This window comes from Streptomyces sp. NPDC094448 (genome assembly GCF_044763775.1).
In the GTDB taxonomy this organism is placed as follows: Bacteria; Actinomycetota; Actinomycetes; order Streptomycetales; family Streptomycetaceae; genus Streptomyces.
The window spans coordinates 432,276-447,350 of the sequence record NZ_JBIWGU010000004.1; the positions used below are offsets into that span (position 1 = coordinate 432,276).

15 protein-coding genes are annotated in these 15,075 nt (G+C 71.8%); 6 read left to right on the top strand and 9 right to left on the bottom strand.

Annotated elements, in window-relative coordinates:
- Positions 1-325: 325 nt before the first annotated feature.
- Together ACIQ9E_RS10535 and ACIQ9E_RS10540 are read right to left on the bottom strand one after the other, a co-directional pair.
- A complete protein-coding gene (locus ACIQ9E_RS10535) occupies positions 326-535 on the bottom strand; it encodes a DUF397 domain-containing protein (protein WP_403705011.1) in 210 nt (69 codons plus the stop codon).
- A gap of 179 nt (positions 536-714) precedes the next feature.
- Positions 715-1,134: a hypothetical protein gene (locus ACIQ9E_RS10540; protein ID WP_403705014.1), complete on the bottom strand. Its 420-nt coding sequence runs from the start codon at positions 1,132-1,134 to the stop codon at positions 715-717.
- 276 nt (positions 1,135-1,410) lie between these two features.
- Between ACIQ9E_RS10540 and ACIQ9E_RS10545 the strand changes: the two genes are divergently transcribed.
- Positions 1,411-2,517, top strand: coding sequence for a helix-turn-helix domain-containing protein (locus tag ACIQ9E_RS10545; protein WP_403705016.1), 1,107 nt, complete (start codon positions 1,411-1,413; stop codon positions 2,515-2,517).
- Between the two features lie 61 nt (positions 2,518-2,578).
- Here ACIQ9E_RS10545 and ACIQ9E_RS10550 read toward each other — a convergent pair whose 3' ends face one another.
- From ACIQ9E_RS10550 to ACIQ9E_RS10575, 6 genes are all read right to left on the bottom strand, one after another.
- Entirely contained in the window at positions 2,579-3,070 is a 492-nt protein-coding gene (locus tag ACIQ9E_RS10550) for a DUF3180 domain-containing protein (protein ID WP_403705019.1), read from the bottom strand.
- A gap of 50 nt (positions 3,071-3,120) precedes the next feature.
- The gene (folK, locus tag ACIQ9E_RS10555; protein WP_403705021.1) at positions 3,121-3,708 is read right to left on the bottom strand and encodes a 2-amino-4-hydroxy-6-hydroxymethyldihydropteridine diphosphokinase; all 588 of its coding nucleotides are present in this window, start codon (positions 3,706-3,708) and stop codon (positions 3,121-3,123) included.
- Positions 3,705-4,064: a dihydroneopterin aldolase gene (gene folB, locus ACIQ9E_RS10560; protein ID WP_403705024.1), complete on the bottom strand. Its 360-nt coding sequence runs from the start codon at positions 4,062-4,064 to the stop codon at positions 3,705-3,707. Before folB ends, folK begins: the two co-directional genes overlap by 4 nt.
- A gap of 158 nt (positions 4,065-4,222) precedes the next feature.
- Entirely contained in the window at positions 4,223-4,708 is a 486-nt protein-coding gene (locus ACIQ9E_RS10565; RefSeq protein WP_403705026.1) for a nuclear transport factor 2 family protein, read from the bottom strand.
- Entirely contained in the window at positions 4,705-5,553 is an 849-nt protein-coding gene (gene folP, locus ACIQ9E_RS10570; RefSeq protein WP_403705029.1) for a dihydropteroate synthase, read from the bottom strand. The genes ACIQ9E_RS10565 and folP overlap by 4 nt, the downstream gene beginning before the upstream one ends.
- A gap of 71 nt (positions 5,554-5,624) precedes the next feature.
- A complete protein-coding gene (locus ACIQ9E_RS10575) occupies positions 5,625-7,454 on the bottom strand; it encodes a phosphatidylglycerol lysyltransferase domain-containing protein (protein WP_403705032.1) in 1,830 nt (609 codons plus the stop codon).
- A 476-nt stretch (positions 7,455-7,930) separates the two neighbouring features.
- Between ACIQ9E_RS10575 and ACIQ9E_RS10580 the strand changes: the two genes are divergently transcribed.
- On the top strand, positions 7,931-9,043 hold the full coding sequence (locus ACIQ9E_RS10580) for an alpha/beta hydrolase (protein WP_403705035.1): 1,113 nt from the start codon (positions 7,931-7,933) through the stop codon (positions 9,041-9,043).
- A gap of 74 nt (positions 9,044-9,117) precedes the next feature.
- Here ACIQ9E_RS10580 and ACIQ9E_RS10585 read toward each other — a convergent pair whose 3' ends face one another.
- Complete coding sequence (locus ACIQ9E_RS10585) at positions 9,118-10,299, bottom strand: ABC transporter ATP-binding protein (protein WP_403705038.1); 1,182 nt, start codon at positions 10,297-10,299, stop codon at positions 9,118-9,120.
- A gap of 136 nt (positions 10,300-10,435) precedes the next feature.
- Between ACIQ9E_RS10585 and ACIQ9E_RS10590 the strand changes: the two genes are divergently transcribed.
- The 4 genes from ACIQ9E_RS10590 to ACIQ9E_RS10605 all read left to right on the top strand — a co-directional run bounded on the left by ACIQ9E_RS10590 (position 10,436) and on the right by ACIQ9E_RS10605 (position 15,012).
- Positions 10,436-11,182, top strand: a complete 747-nt coding sequence (locus tag ACIQ9E_RS10590) for an ABC transporter permease (protein ID WP_403705041.1) — start codon at positions 10,436-10,438, stop codon at positions 11,180-11,182.
- Positions 11,182-11,898: an ABC transporter permease gene (locus ACIQ9E_RS10595; RefSeq protein WP_403705043.1), complete on the top strand. Its 717-nt coding sequence runs from the start codon at positions 11,182-11,184 to the stop codon at positions 11,896-11,898. Before ACIQ9E_RS10590 ends, ACIQ9E_RS10595 begins: the two co-directional genes overlap by 1 nt.
- 130 nt (positions 11,899-12,028) lie before the next feature.
- Positions 12,029-13,012: an ABC transporter substrate-binding protein gene (locus ACIQ9E_RS10600; protein WP_403705046.1), complete on the top strand. Its 984-nt coding sequence runs from the start codon at positions 12,029-12,031 to the stop codon at positions 13,010-13,012.
- Positions 13,013-13,539: 527 nt separating this feature from the next.
- Entirely contained in the window at positions 13,540-15,012 is a 1,473-nt protein-coding gene (locus ACIQ9E_RS10605; protein WP_403705049.1) for a coiled-coil domain-containing protein, read from the top strand.
- The last annotated feature ends 63 nt before the right edge of the window (positions 15,013-15,075 follow it).

Here is a 15,075-nt window from a genome sequence, read left to right on the forward strand (position 1 = left end):
GCCGCCGGGGCGCGGGTTGTGGTGAAGCTCCTGCAGGGTGACGTCTAGGTCTGGCCCGGGGGCGGCATCCTGCGACGCGGAACCCCGTCCGCCACGGTCGGACGACGATGACGGACGGGGCAGTGGGACTGCTGTCAGCGGTTCATGTTCCGTGACTCTCGCAGGACGCGGAGTCCGGTCGTGAGTCGTGGCAGGGCCCCCGTGCAGGTGGGTTTCTGCGGCAGCGTCCACATGAGCCAGCAGGAGAGGCAACATCGCGTTCGGGTGTGCTCAGGGTCGCTTGCTGACGCGCCACCGCAACGCGGGCACTCCTGCATGGACACTCCTACGCCGACAGGTCGAACTCTCCCAGCTTGGCACCGGTCAGGAAGTCGGTCCATTCCACGGCGGTGAAGGCCACCGCGTCCCCGGTCTTGCTGTTGCGGACTGCTACAACGCCGGAAACGTTGGTGGCAACCTCGACACAGCGGGGATTGCTGTTGTTGTAAGTGCACGCACTCGATGCGCGGAACTCGAACTCGGGTGTGGCGGTCATGCTCTACCCCTTCTTCAGTGCTGCGGAGAGTCGGTCCCCGCTGCCGCCTTGCAACCCGCCCGGCTCCCGTGCTGCCGGACAAGGCTTGTGGCCCGTCTCACGGGGTGTGTTCTCCAGGCGGTGCCGTTCCTCCTGGGGCGGGCGGCCGGATTGCATGTGGCGATCCGGTGTCCGGGTTGCTACTGGTCCTTGGGGCCGTTTCGGCCGAGAAAGTAGGCCGCGCCTGCGGCTGCGAGGAAAGAGGCCTGTTCGTCGATCGGTTCGTACGAGTGCCCCGGGTCGTGGCCCTCGTACAGACCGCAGTCGGTTCCTCTGCCGGGGCAGTTGGGGCAGCGCGGACGGGCGTGCATACCCCACTCGAAGCCACTGCCGACGCGCCACCACGTCAGCCAGACGTGCCCTCGGTCCGGTTTCACCAGTTCCCACACCAGGCCGGTGTGTCGGCCGCTGTGACGAGTGCCGAGCGGACACTGGATCCGTGCCTTGAACCGTGCAGGGTCCTCACTCGGGAAGCACGGGATCACCAGTTCCCGTATCTCTTCGCACACCATCAGCTCTTCCCCGCAGACACGGGAGGCCTCCTCCTCCGGGGCAGTCACGGTTGCCCGAGGACGGCGAGGACGATCATGATGACGGCGGCGATGATCTGCACGGTCGTCCACACTGCCTCCACCACTGCTGCCCGCCGGTCGATGATCTTCATAGAACTCCCTGCTGCTGCGCTGGTTTGCTTCAGCGCCCGCGGCCGTACCCTCTCCGGTGCCCCTACCTTCGACGTGTCGACAGGGGCCGCGTAGGGGCATCTGTGGGGGCAAGTAGTCCTCGGTCGCCCTCACACGTCCGTCAAAGGGCTGCGGCAGGGGCAGGATGGGCCTATGGCCATCGGGGAACTCATCAGGGATCTGCGCAAGGCTCGCGGCTGGTCACAGGGACGACTGGCGTCTGAGATCAACGGCGCTTTCGCGGCGAACCTTGATCGGGAGTACGTCAGCCGCTGGGAGCGTTCCAAGGTGACGCCCGGACCCTACTACCTCCGGTGCCTCTCGGCCGTCCTGGAGGTACCCCTAGCCGTACTTGAGGGTGAAGTGAAGCGCCGTACCTTACTCAGTGATGTTGCGGCCACCGCCATAGCGCCCATAGTGGCCTCCGACCTGCTCAGCGCGGGATTCGCGGCCCGACTCGCCAAAGGGCCGACAGGGGACGACTGGGAGGCCAAGCTGGCGACGTACGGAACGGAGTACATGAGCCTTGGGGCTTCCGACATCCAGCGGCGGGTGTCGGGTGAGCTGGTGGTGGTGCAACAGCAACTCGACACCCCACAGCTCTGGTCTGTCGCGGCAAGGCTGATGACGCTCTATGCCAAGACTTTCCCCGGTTCCGACGGATCCAGGGCCGTGGGCTGGTACCGCATGGCAGCCAGAGCCGCTGACGAATCAGGCGACGAACAGGCACGGGTATGGGTCCGGGGCCGTGCAGCCATCGCGTTGGGCTACGAGGGGGCGTCACTCGGGGTCGCCGACGTACTTGCCGATCAGGCCATGGCGATCAGCGACAGGCCCTCTCTGGGGCTTCTGAACGCCATCATGGGCAAGGCCCATGCCTCAGCGATCCGAGGCGACCACGCAACAGCGCGGAAGCTCATGGAGCAAGGCCGCCGCGTGTTCGATGCCGCCGGATCGTATGAGCAGACCTCTGACTACGCTGTGCCCTGGTGGCGTATGAACGTGTTCGTCTCGCTGCTCGCCGCCCGCCTGGGAGACGAGAACACGGCGGTGGAAGCCCAGGAAGCGGCCCGCCAAGAGCTACCCGTCACGCTGCCGCGGTTCGCCACGCATCTCGAAATCCACCGTGGTCTCATGCTGGCCCGGGCCGGCGATCAGGCCGGGGGCACGGACTACGCATGGGCAGCACTCCATGAACTGCCACCGGAAAAACACTCACTGACCCTGCGGCTGCTCATGTCCGAAGTGGAACGTTCGTGACGACCACGACCACCCCGAAACCGGTGCCCACCCGAAGGGCCAGGCCCCTCAGAGGGAGGCGTTACGCCGGGGCGTGGCCCTTCGGGTGGGTGCCGCCCTCCGGGTCGTCCGGGAGTTTGCAGACCCGCTCCAGGAACAGCGCCGCCGCCACCACCGCAGCACCGGCGAGGACCGACGCGCCCGCGTAGATCGCCTGGTCGCGGCGGGCCGGGACGTCCAGGGAGGCGAGGAGGAAGACGCCCACGCCTCCGTACATCCCGCTGATGAGCGCGGCGACCAGCGCGCTGGCCTGGCCGAAGACCAGCGCCCGCGCGGCCATCAGCGGTTCGACGCCCTTCGCGCCGGGCCGCCGCTCGCGCTGGGCCTTGAGGCGGGAGCGCAGGGAGAGGGCCGTCGCGGTGAGGACCGCGGCGATCACGGCCAGCACGATCGGCGCGGCCAGCGGGACCGCGGGCAGGGTGCCCAGGGAGTCCCAGAGCCGGGCCGCCGCCCAGGAGAGCACCCCCGCCACGGCGAAGAGCCCGGCCAGCACCCCGAGGTGTAGCTGCTTCACCGGGCGCCCACGTCCTTCCGTCCTCCGTATGTCTGCACCGAGCCTAACGACTACTCGGGCAGCCGTAGTTCCAGATCGGCACGGACGGTGACGCCTTCCCGGCCCACCGCGGCCAGCAGCGCGTCGACCGCGCCCCGGCCCGGCAGTTCGGCGGCGGGTTCGACGTCGTGCCACGGGGCGAGCACGAAGGCGCGCTCATGGGCCCGGGGGTGCGGCAGGGTGAGTACGGGGTCGTCCGAGACCACGTCCGCGTACGCCACGATGTCGACGTCGATGGTGCGCGGGCCCCACCGCTCGTCGCGCACCCGGTCGTACGCCTCCTCGATGGCCTGGCCCCGCTCCAGCAGGGACTTCGGCGGGAGGGTGGTGCGGACCACGACGACCGCGTTGAAGTAGGCCGGCTGGGAGCCGGGGTCGACGCCCCACGGCTCCGTCTCGTAGACCGGGGAGACCGCCTTGACCCGGACGCCGGGCGTGTCCTCCAGCGCGTCGACCGCGCCCTGGAGGTTCTCCAGCCGGTTGCCCAGGTTGCCGCCGAGGGCGATGACCGCCCGGCGGGGGTTGGACAGGGTGGTGTCCGCCGCGTCGACCTGCTCGACGACGGACGCGGGGACCGGCTGCACCGTGGGGTCGCTCATACCCTGCTCCGCCTGATCGTGATCGTGACATCGTCGAAGGGCACGGTGATCGGCGCGTCCGGTTTGTGCACGACGACCTCCACCTCCTCGACGCCGTCGTACTTCAGACAGGCCCGGGCGATCCGCTCGGCGAGGGTCTCGATGAGGTCCACCGGATCGCCCTCGACGATCGCGACGACTTCCTCGGCCACGACCCCGTAGTGGACGGTCTTGGTGAGATCGTCGTCGGCGGCCGCGGGCCGGGTGTCCAGTCCCAGTTCCAGGTCGACGATGAAGGTCTGGCCCTCCTCGCGCTCCCGGGGGAAGACGCCGTGGTGCCCGCGGGCCTTGAGGCCGCGCAGCGCGACACGATCCACGCGAATCACTCCTGCTGTCGTCAAGTCGTCAAGCCGTCTGTTCTGCTGCTGTCGTCTTACTTCTGCTGTGGTGGCCGGCCGGCGAGCCGCGTACCGCGGGTGCCTTCGCCCGATTCGAATCTACCTGCGCCCACTGACAGCATTCGCCCCCGGGGGGTTCAGCGGCCCGCGGCCTCGTCGTCGTCCGGCGCCGGGCCCGCGTCGTCGGCGGTCTCCTCCATCAGCACCGGCGACCCGTGGTGCGACCAGAGACGCCAGCCTTCGGGGGTGCGGCGGAACACGTTCGTGGCGACGGCGTGCTGGCCGACCAGCGGCCCCAGCTCTCCGGCCGATTCCGCCGGCCCGCCGCTGAGGATGTTCTCGGTGCAGGTCACGACCGCGGTGTCCCCGGCGACCTGGGCCCGGACATCGGTGAGGAAGAACTGGATGTACTCCGTGTGCGCCATGATCAGCGCGTACGAGCGGAGCACCTCGCCCCGCCCCGACAGCACCGGCCAGCCCGGATGGACGCACGACACCCCGTCGTCGAGGAGCCACAGGTCGTCCATGGCGGCGTCGTCGCCGCGCTCCAGGGTCTCGTAGAAGGCGGCGTTCGCGGCCTCGACCTCGGCGGTCCGGGGATCCCGGGTCTCCTCGGGGCTCACCGGGCGGCCCCGACGGCGCGGGCGATCCGAACCGCGTCGGCCGTGGCCCGCACCTCGTGGACCCGGACCGCCCAGGCCCCTTCGTACGCGGCGATCGCGGAGACCGCGGCCGTGGCGGCGTCCCGCTCCCGGGCCCGCGGCGGCAGTCCGTTCCGGGTGTCCCCGGCCAGTACGCTGCCGAGGAATCGTTTCCGGGACGCGGCGACCAGCAGCGGGCGGCCCAGTTCCTTCAGGGCGTCGAGCCGGGCGACCAGCGCGAGATCGTGCGCGGCCTCCTTGGCGAAGCCGAGACCGGGGTCGATGACGATCAGCTCCGGCGGGATCCCGCCGTCGACGACCGCCTCCATCCGGGTCCGCAGCTCTCCGACGACCTCGGTGACCACGTCCGTGTAGACGGCCCTGCTGTTCATGTCGTGGCTGAAGCCCCGCCAGTGCATGACGACGAAGGGAACACCCGCGGCGGCGACCGCCGGGACCATCCCCGGGTCGGCGAGGCCGCCGCTGACATCGTTGACGAGGACGGCACCGGCGGCGACGGCACGGTCGGCGACGCTCGCCCGCATGGTGTCGACGGAGACCGTGACGCCCTCCGCGGCCAGCCCGCGCACGACGGGGACCACCCGCCGCAGCTCCTCCTCCTCGTCGACCCGGCTGGCGCCGGGCCGGGTGGACTCGCCGCCGACGTCCACCAGGTCGGCACCGTCCGCGACGAGGTCTATGCCCCGTTTGACGGCGGCGGTGGTGTCGAACCAGCGCCCGCCGTCGGAGAAGGAGTCCGGGGTGACGTTCACCACGCCCATGACCGCACAGCGGTCCCACTCCGGCAATCCGCGCAACGTACTCATGGGGCCAGCGTAGGCCGTGCGCCGGTGGATCACGCGGGGTGCGGTCCGGGCCCACCCGGCCTGCGTACGGTTCAGGCCGCCCGGCCCACCCCGGACGCGGCACGGGCGGCGACCGGGATCACATGGGTGCAGGGCCGCTCGGGCCGCGGCGGCCGGCGGGCCGAGAACGGGCGGGGCGGACCGGGCGGGACGAAACCTTCCGCCTGCATCGCCGCGAACCCGATCCGCGGCAGGTCGCCGCTCTTGCGGAAGACCACGAACCGCGGCTCCCACCGGGGCCGGAACTTGGCGTTGAACTTGTACAGCGACTCGATCTGGAACCAGCGCGACAGAAACACCAGCAGCCCCCGCCACAGCCGCAGCACCGGCCCCGCGCCGATCTTCTCACCGCGGGCGAGCGCCGAGCGGAACATGGCGAAATTGAGGGAGACCCGGGCCACCGAGAGCCCCGGCGCGGCTTGGAGGGCGGCCACGATCAGCAGCTCGTTCATACCGGGGTCGGCGGAGCGGTCGCGCCGCATCAGCTCCAGCGACATCCCGTCCGTACCCCACGGAACGAAGTGGATGATCGCCTTCAGATCGCCGTACGGGGAGTCCGGGCCGTCCTTGTGGGCGGTGGCGATCACCGCGTCGCCGTCCGCCGGGTCGCCGATCCGCCCGAGCGCCATGGAGAAGCCGCGCTCCGTCTCCGTACCGCGCCAGTCCTCGGCCGCCCGCCGGACCTGTGCCAGCTCCGCGGCGGACAGGTCACGGGCGCGGCGGACGCGGGTGGTGTAGCCGTTGCGTTCGATCCGTTTCACCATCTGGCGCACATTGCGCATCGCGCGGCCGCCGAGGGAGAAATCCGCGACGTCCACCACCGCCTCGTCCCCCAGCTCCAGGGCGTCGAGGCCGGTTTCCCGGGTCCAGACCTGGCCGCCGGTCTCGGAGCAGCCCATCACGGCGGGCGTCCACGAGTGGGCCTTCGCCTCGTCCATGAAGCGTTCGATCGCGCCCGGCCAGGCCTCGACGTCGCCGATGGGGTCGCCGCTGGCGAGCATCACCCCGGACACCACGCGGTAGCAGACCGCGGCTTTGCCGCTGGGCGAGAAGACGACGCTCTTGTCCCGGCGGAGCGCGAAGTGGCCGAGGGAGTCGCGGCCGCCGTGCTGGGCGAGCAGCTCGCGGAGCCGGCGTTCCTCGTCGTCGGTGAGCCGGGCCGTCGGGTGTTCGGGCCGGAAGGCGAAGTAGATGGTGGTGACGGCGGTCAGCAGGCCGAGCGCGCCCAGGGAGTAGCCGACGGTCCAGGAGTCGTCGCCGGTATAGGCGATGGGGCCCTCGAAGCCGAAGAGGCCGTAGAGGGTGTGCTCCAGCCGGTCGGCCAGGCCGGGGCTGCCGATCTCGCGGCCGGAGTGGGTGCTGACGACGACCAGTCCGAGGCCCAGTGAGCCGCCGCCCATCAGGACGAAGTTGGCCAGCGCCTTCCAGCGGCTGCGGGGGTCGGGCAGGGCGGAGAACTGGCCCCGGTGGAGCAGCAGCAGGGCCAGCACCGCCAGGGAGACGACCGTGCCGATGACGGACTGCCGGTAGGCGAACTGGACGAATGCGCCGAGCGGCAGCAGGACCACCGCGGCCCGCCAGGCCCGCCGCTTGTGCCGTTTGAGGCCGTGGGCGAGGAGCAGCAGCAGGACGCCGACGGAGAGGGAGAGCGCGGCGGCGAAGGGGCCGGTCGCGCCGGGGAGGACCTCGACGAGGGCGTGGGCGGAGCTGTGCCGGAAGCGGGGGAGGACCCCGGAGGCGATATCGATCAGGCCGACGAGGGTGCAGGCGGTTCCGACGAGGGCGGGTACGGATTCGGGGCGGGGGCCGCGCAGGATCCGCCGGACACCGGTCGTGGCCCGCTGTATTCGTTCCCTCATCATCCGTTTCCGTTCCTTCTTCGTTCTCCGCGCCGGCGTCCGCCCGGTGGTCCGAGCTGTTGTCCGCCCCTTGTCCCGGGCCGCCGCCCGTCCGGTGCTCCGGTCCGCCGTCCGTCCGGTGCTCCGGGCCGCCGTCCGTCCGGTGCTCCTGGCCGCCGTCCGTCCGGTGGTCCCGGCCGCTTCCCGGCCCCGGTGCCCCTCCGTACCGCCGATCGGGTCCGCCGCTGGGGAACCAATGATGATTTGTCACCATCTAGGGGGTTGGACATGGCAGTGCTGTGCTCCGGTGCGTCTCGTGTTCCGCGAGAGGTTGCTGTGCCCGGGGGCCGCTGGTCGGACGGCACGGGCGATGTGCGCTCTGTAGGACGGAAGTCCTTCTGGCCGGGTTCCTTCCCGGAAGGGGATTTCTGATCGGATCGACAGGTCCCGGTTATCGACAGGTCCCGGTTTCCGGGGCCCGGACAAGGAAGGCCGAGTTCATGGGGCTGACCAGTACCCCCGTCCTGGCCCTGGCGGTCACGGCGGCCGTGCTGCTGTTCGCGGTGACGATCTGGCAGTGGCCGCGCCTCGCGGGCCCCGGCCTGCGGGCGCTGACCGGCCGGATCGGCCTCTTCCTCGCCGCCCAGGTGGCCGTCTTCGCCTCCGTCGGCCTGGCGGCGAACAACGCGTTCCTCTTCTACGGCTCCTGGGCGGACCTCTTCGGCCGGGAACAGGACCTGGGGGTCGTCGTCGACCATGCGGCGGGCGGCAAGAGGGTCAAGGTGTTGGGGGTCCGGTCGCTCGACGTCCCGGGCGGCGGGCGGCCCGAGCAGGGCGGCCAGATCCAGAAGGTCGCGGTGGAGGGCGAGAGGTCGGGCATCAGGAGTCCGGCGTACGTCTATCTGCCGCCCGAGTACTTCCAGCCCGGGTACGCGAAGAAGCGCTTCCCGGCGGCGATCGTCCTCACCGGCTACCCGGGCACCGCGGAGAACCTGGTCAAAGGGCTGAAGTATCCGCGGACCGCCCATGAGCTGGCGGCGAAGGGCCGGATGCAGCCGATGGTCCTGGTGATGCTGCGGCCGACCGTGGCACCGCCCCGGGACACCGAATGCGTGGACGTCCCGGGCGGCCCGCGGACCGAGACGTTCTTCGCGTCCGATCTGCCCGCCGCGGTCTCCGGGGCCTACCGGGTCGGTACCGGGCCCGCGAACTGGGGCGTCATCGGCAATTCCACCGGCGGATACTGCGCCCTGAAGATCGCACTCCACCATCCGGACCGGTTCGCGGCCGGGGCCGGACTGTCCGCGTACTACAAGGCCGCCGAGGATGCCACGACCGGTGACCTCTTCCATGGCAGGCAGGAGCTGCGGAACCACGCGAACCTGCTGTGGAGCCTCGACAACAAGCCGCAGGGGAAGACGTCCTTCCTGGTCGCCACCTCCAAGAAGGGCGAGTCCAATCTGAAGGACACGCTCCGGTTCATTGAGAAGGTGAAGGCGCCCGCCCGGGTGTCGTCGATCACCCTGGACAGCGGCGGGCACAACTTCACGACCTGGCGGCGGGAGATCCCCCCGGCGCTGGAGTGGCTGAGCGGCCGGCTGACGGCGGGGTGACCGCTCCCGGGCGACCCCGGGCGCCGGTACGGCCCCGGCCCCGGCCCCGGGCCCGGGGCCGTACCGCCGTCCTTCTAGGCCCGGTCCGGGAGGCTCTCGACCGATTCGAGGGCGACCTCGGTACGGGGGACGGCCCGCTCGTCCGCGTCGATGGACCGCCGCAGCGCCTCGTGCAGCCGCGCCGGGGTGAGCACCCCGAGGAATCGTCCCTTCTCCTCCTTGTCGATCACCGCTATCCACCCCGCGTCGTGCTGGAGCATCGTGGCGAACGCCTGCTTCAGGGAGGCGCCCAGCGGCAGCCAGGCGTCCATCCGGCGGGCGTGCTCGCGTACGGTGCCGGGCCCGCCGGTGCCCGACGCGCCCGGCTGCCGGGCGTGTTCCGCGGCTATCCAGCCGTGGAGGTTGTCCTGTCCGTCGAGGACGACGGCCCAGCGGGCGCCCAGATCGCGGGGGAGGGGGTCGTCGAGGTGGACCACCGGCGGCTGCTCCAGATCGCCCTCCTCGATGGGGGTGACCGAGAGCCGCTTCAGCCCGCGGTCCGCACCGACGAAATCGGCGACGTACGGGGTGGCGGGGGCGCCCAGAACGGCGGCGGGCGCGTCGAACTGCTCGATCCGGCCCTGGCCGTAGACGGCGATCCGGTCGCCGAGGCGGACCGCCTCCTCGATGTCGTGGGTGACGAACAGGACGGTCTTGCGCATCCGCTGCTGGAGGCGGAGGAACTCGTTCTGGAGGTGTTCGCGGACCACCGGGTCGACCGCGCCGAACGGTTCGTCCATCAGCAGCACCGGCGGGTCCGCGGCGAGCGCCCTGGCCACCCCGACGCGCTGGCGCTGACCGCCCGAGAGCTGGTCGGGGTAGCGGTCGCCGTGGACGGCCGGGTCCAGGCCGACCAGGTCGAGGAGTTCGGCGGCCCGCGCGCGGGCCTTCTTCCGGGGCCAGTTCAAGAGGTGCGGGACGGTCGCGGTGTTGTCGAGGACCGTACGGTGCGGGAAGAGCCCGACCTGCTGGATGACGTAGCCGATCCGGCGCCGCAACTGCACCGGGTCGACCGTGGATATGTCCTCGCCGTCGAGGAGGATGCGCCCGCTGCTGGGCTCGATGAGCCGGTTGACCATCTTCATGGTGGTGGTCTTGCCGCAGCCGGACGGGCCGACGAGCGTGATCAGTTCGCCCTCGTTCACCTCGAACGACAGATCGTCGACGGCCGTCGTGCCGTCCGGATACCGCTTGGTGACGTGCTCGAAACGGATCATGGTTCCCCATTGTGGCGGGTGGTGTGTGAAGCCCATGTTGCCGTCGCATGGCACCCCGGGGCGATTGTCGGTGGCGGGAGTTAGGGTCTTTCCAGGCGGCGGACATATGTTCGCCGGCGCGGGGGAGATGGGGGATATGAGCATCGGCGCGGCCGCGCGGCAGAACTGCCTGACGGCCAATGACTGGGTCTGCGGGGAGTATCTCCGCACCCGGAGCGAAGAGCTGACCGAGGCGACGGTCCAGCATGTGTGGATCACGGTCGTCTCGGTGCTGATCGGTCTGTTCGTCGCCTTTCCGCTGGCCCTGCTCGCCCGTTCCAGGCCCGGATTCGCGGGCCCGGTCCTGGGTCTGACGACCCTGCTGTACACGATTCCGTCGCTGGCGATGTTCTCACTGCTGCTGCCCGTCTTCGGGCTCTCCGCGGCGCTGGTCGTCACCGGCCTGGTGCTGTACTCCCTGACCATCCTGGTGCGGAACATCATGGCCGGACTCGACGCGGTGCCCGCCGAGGTGCGGGAGGCCGCCCGCGGTATGGGTTACGGGACCTGGCGGCTGTTCCGCGAAGTGGAACTGCCCCTGGCGCTGCCCGCCCTGATGGCCGGCCTCCGGATAGCCGCGGTGTCGACGATCGCGCTGACCACCGTCGGCGCGCTGGTCGGCAAGGGCGGTCTGGGCAATCTCATCGACGAGGGCGTGCAGACCACCTTCAAGGCCCAGGTGCTCACCGCCTCGGTGATCTGTGTACTGCTGGCGGTCGCCGCCGATCTGCTGCTGCTCGGGGCGCAGCGGCTGCTGACGCCCTGGACCCGGGTGCCGAAGGCGGCAGGCCGGAGCCGCCGCCTTCCGATGCCCCGGATACCGGCGGCGGGGGAGGGGGCCTGATGGGGGTGCTGGCCGATGCCTGGACCTGGCTGGCCACCGGGTCCAACTGGTCGGGGGAGAGCGGTGTCTGGAACCGGCTGGGCGAGCATGCGTACGTGAGCGGAGCCGCCCTGGCGGTGGCCGCCGCGATCGCCCTGCCGCTCGCCTTCTGGCTGGGCCATATCGGCCGGGGCGGCGCCCTCGCGGTGAACATCTCCAACGCGGGCCGGGCGATCCCGGTGTTCGCCGTCCTCGCGCTGCTGATGCTCACCCCGCTGCGCAGCGAGGGCTATCTGCCGACGGTCATCGCCCTGGTGCTGTTCGCCGTGCCGCCGCTGCTGACCAACGCCCATGTCGGGATGCGGGAGGTCGACCGGTCCGTGGTGGAGGCCGCGCGCGGTATGGGCATGTCGGGCTGGCAGGTGTTCCGCCGGGTCGAACTGCCGCTGGCCTACCCCCTGCTGATGACCGGGATCCGTTCGGCGTCCGTCCAGGTCGTCGCCACGGCCACCATCGCGTCGATGGTCGGCCAGGGCGGTCTCGGCCGGATCATCACCGCCGGATTCGCCACCTACAACACCCCCCAGGTGGTGGCCGGGGCGCTGCTCGCGGCACTGCTGGCGCTGGTGGTGGAGGCGGTGCTGATCGCGGTGGACCGGCTGGCGGGCCCCGGGGCCGCACGCCGCAGGGCCCGGCGCGGAGAGGCCCGTCCGGTGCCTTCCGGGGCCGGTGCATGAGGCGTCCCCGTATCCCGTGCCGGACCGGTGTGCCCGGCACCGTCCCCGCCGGACCAGCCCCGGCTGTCCGCCGGACAGATCCCGGCTGTACGCCCCGCGGGGCCGCAGCCTTCCGAACGGAGAAACAGTCATGTCCCTGAGCTTCCGGCCGTCCCGGCCGCTGCGCGCCGCCGCTGCCGCACTGACCGCCGTCGCCCTCGCGGGCTCCCTCGCCGCCTGCGGCGACGGTGACAGCCTGGAGAAGTCGAAGAACGGGGCGGGAGGCGGATCGGACGGAAAGGGCTCCCTGGTCGTCGGGGCCGCGTCCTTCACCGAGTCCAAGATCCTCGCCGAACTGTATGCACAACTCCTCGCGGATAACGGCTATAAGACGTCCGTCACCACGGTGAAGAACCGCGAGCTGTACGAACCGGCGCTGGAGAGAGGCGAGATCGACATCGTTCCGGAATATGCGGCGACGCTCGCGGAATTCCTGAACGCGAAGGTGAACGGTCCGAAGGCGCCGGAGGAGAAGCCGGTCGCGTCCGGCGATGTGACGGCCACCGTCGCCGCCCTCACCGAGCTGGCCGGACCGCGCGGGCTGAAGGTCCTCCCCGCGGGCGGCGCGGTCGACCAGAACGCCTTCGCCGTCAGCGAGGAGTTCGCGGAGAAGAACAGCCTGAAGACGCTCTCCGATCTGGGCCGGGCCAAGCTGAAGGTGCGGATCGCGGCGGGCGACGAGTGCGCGGTACGGCCGTTTTGCGCGCCCGGCCTGAAGAAGACGTACGGCATCGACGTCTCGGGGATCGACCCCAAGGGTGTCGGCACCCCGCAGTCCAAGCAGGCGGTGAAGGACGGCGCGGCGCAGCTGGTGCTCACCACGACCACCGACGCGGTGATGGACGGTCTGGTCTTCCTCGACGACGACAAGAAGCTCCAGAACGCCGACAACGTCCTCCCGGTGGTGAACGCGAAGGACGCGGGCGACCCGGAGATAGCCGCCGCCCTCGACCGGCTGACCAAGGTGCTCACCACCGCCGACCTCACCGGACTGAACCGCAAGGTGGACGCCGAGCGGGCCAAGCCGGAGGACGTGGCGAAGGAGTACCTCCGGTCGAAGTCGCTGCTGAAGTAGTGCCGGCGGGACGGCGCTGAAGCAGTACCCGGGGGGACGACCCCGGGCGGGCGGCTCCGGCGGGCGGCGCGCTCCGGGCGCCGCCCCCCGGACCGGCGGCCGGCGGGGTGCCGCCCCGCGGCCGCGGCCCGGGTCCTTCGGGGGCGCCGTCCGCGCGGCTGTCCGGAGGCGCCGTCCGGGGGCGCTGTCCGCAGGGCGGTCCGGGGTGCTGTTCGCGGGTGCTGTTCGCGCGGTAGTCCGGGGGTGCAGCTCGGGGTGCTGTCCGCGGGGCCGCCCGGTCCGGCCGGAACATCGTCGGCCCCATCCGTCCCGGCTATCCCCGCCGTAACGCGCAAGGCGGTTCCCTAAGCGCCGTGGAGAGAAGGTGAAGAAGCGGCAGAACATCCCGCTCATGGCCGAGTTCGCCCTACACGGAGTTGCCCGTCCGGTGAATCGGAGGGCGCCGAGGACGGCGATCCGGGCTTAGCCGCGCGATATTTGCCGACCCGCCATGCCATTCCCGCTCAACGCACGGTAAATTTCGGGCCATGCCCCGTGGACGCCACCGCCATTCCCCTCCCCTGCACAGGCTGCTGCCGCCGTCGGCGGTGGCCGGAGCGTCGGTGCTGAGTGCCGCCGGCGCATGGCTGCTCACCGATCCGGTGCTGTTGCGGTCCCTGGCCGCGGTGGCCGCCGCGGCCGCCGTCAGCGGTGCGGTGCTGATGCGCCGCTGGGACCGGTCCGCGGGCCGCCGGGTGGCCGAGGTCACCCGGGGCCGGGCCAACGACGCCTGGCAGCACGAGGAGCGGGTGGCGGAGCTGGAGTCCGAGGTCGAAGAGGCCCGCGAGCTGCGGGCCAAGCTGGAGACCAAGCTCCGTGCCAAGCGGGTCGAGCTGGCCAAGCTCCGTAACGAACACGCCGAGCTGCTGCGCCGCTATGCCGCCGCGGAGACGGGCCGGGCGAGCGCCCTGGAAGGCCGCCGCAAGCTCGCGGTCGAGGCCACGGCGCCCCAGGACCCGAAGGAGCTCGCGGCGACGGGCGCGAGCCCCACCGCCGCAACGTATCTGCGCGCGGCGAAGGCGCTGGAGGCCCTCACCCGCAACGCCGAGGCCCAGGGGCGGCGCGCGGCCGGGGCGACGGCCCGTCCGGCCGGAAAGCCCGCGCTGGAGCCGGCCGCCGGGCCGGGGGCGAAGGACCGGACCGGTACCGGCGGCAACCCGGCGGGCCCCGGGCCCGGCGCGCACGCCCCCGCGGGCGTCGGGAAGGCCCCGGCAGGCAGCGGTGACTCCCCGGCGAACGGCACTCCCGACACCACGGCGAACACCGCTCCTGGCGCAGTCGCCCCGGCCGACGGCCCGTCCGACAGCGGGTCCGGCGGGAAGCCGGGACCGGACCGGGCCGAGAGTGCGGCCGAGGCCGCCGCGGGCCCGGTGCCCGGCCCGCGGCCCGACGGCACCCCGGACGGCGACGGCGACGGCGGTGGCAGCCGTACCCCCGCGAAGCCGGACGCCCCCGCCGCCCCGCAGGCAGCTCCCCGTACCACTGCGGCCACCGGCCCCCGTACGGCACAGGCCCCGGCCCAGGCACCGGCAGCCCCCGCGCCCGCACTTCCGGCCGGCCCCGCCGCCCGCGCCCTCCCCGCCGCCCCGGCAAACGCCCCCGCGCCCGCCGGGCCCGGTGCGATCGTCCCGTACGGCCCCCGCCGCGCCCCCGGCGCGACCGTGCGCAGGCCCGAGGGCGGGTTCGACTTCTTCGGCGCGAACACCGGCGCCCCGGCCCCCGGACAGCGCCCCGACGACACGGTCGCGGCGGACGACGGCGAGGCGGCGATCGCCGCCGCCCAGCGGGCGGACCTCGCGGACGTCGTCGGCGACGAAGCCCTCGCCGAGCACCAGCAGCACACCGGCCGTCCCCACCCGGCCCCGCACCCCGCTCCGGCGGGTGAGGTCATCGACCTCACCGCGCACGACGAGACGGAGAAGCTGGACATGTCCGGCCTGCGGAACGCCCTCAGCTCGTAACCCCGGCGGAGACACCACAAACGCGAGGCACCCGGCCCGGACCGCACGGTCCGCACCGGGTGC

Bases quoted from the DNA above. Each gene is read 5' to 3' on its own strand.
- ACIQ9E_RS10575 (WP_403705032.1), bottom strand. From the start codon at position 7,454: ATGATGAGGGAACGAATACAGCGGGCCACGACCGGTGTCCGGCGGATC.
- ACIQ9E_RS10595 (WP_403705043.1), top strand. From the start codon at position 11,182: ATGGGGGTGCTGGCCGATGCCTGGACCTGGCTGGCCACCGGGTCCAAC.
- ACIQ9E_RS10585 (WP_403705038.1), bottom strand. From the start codon at position 10,299: ATGATCCGTTTCGAGCACGTCACCAAGCGGTATCCGGACGGCACGACG.
- ACIQ9E_RS10605 (WP_403705049.1), top strand. From the start codon at position 13,540: ATGCCCCGTGGACGCCACCGCCATTCCCCTCCCCTGCACAGGCTGCTG.
- ACIQ9E_RS10535 (WP_403705011.1), bottom strand. From the start codon at position 535: ATGACCGCCACACCCGAGTTCGAGTTCCGCGCATCGAGTGCGTGCACT.
- ACIQ9E_RS10580 (WP_403705035.1), top strand. From the start codon at position 7,931: ATGGGGCTGACCAGTACCCCCGTCCTGGCCCTGGCGGTCACGGCGGCC.
- folK (WP_403705021.1), bottom strand. From the start codon at position 3,708: ATGAGCGACCCCACGGTGCAGCCGGTCCCCGCGTCCGTCGTCGAGCAG.
- ACIQ9E_RS10545 (WP_403705016.1), top strand. From the start codon at position 1,411: ATGGCCATCGGGGAACTCATCAGGGATCTGCGCAAGGCTCGCGGCTGG.
- ACIQ9E_RS10600 (WP_403705046.1), top strand. From the start codon at position 12,029: ATGTCCCTGAGCTTCCGGCCGTCCCGGCCGCTGCGCGCCGCCGCTGCC.
- folP (WP_403705029.1), bottom strand. From the start codon at position 5,553: ATGAGTACGTTGCGCGGATTGCCGGAGTGGGACCGCTGTGCGGTCATG.
- ACIQ9E_RS10590 (WP_403705041.1), top strand. From the start codon at position 10,436: ATGAGCATCGGCGCGGCCGCGCGGCAGAACTGCCTGACGGCCAATGAC.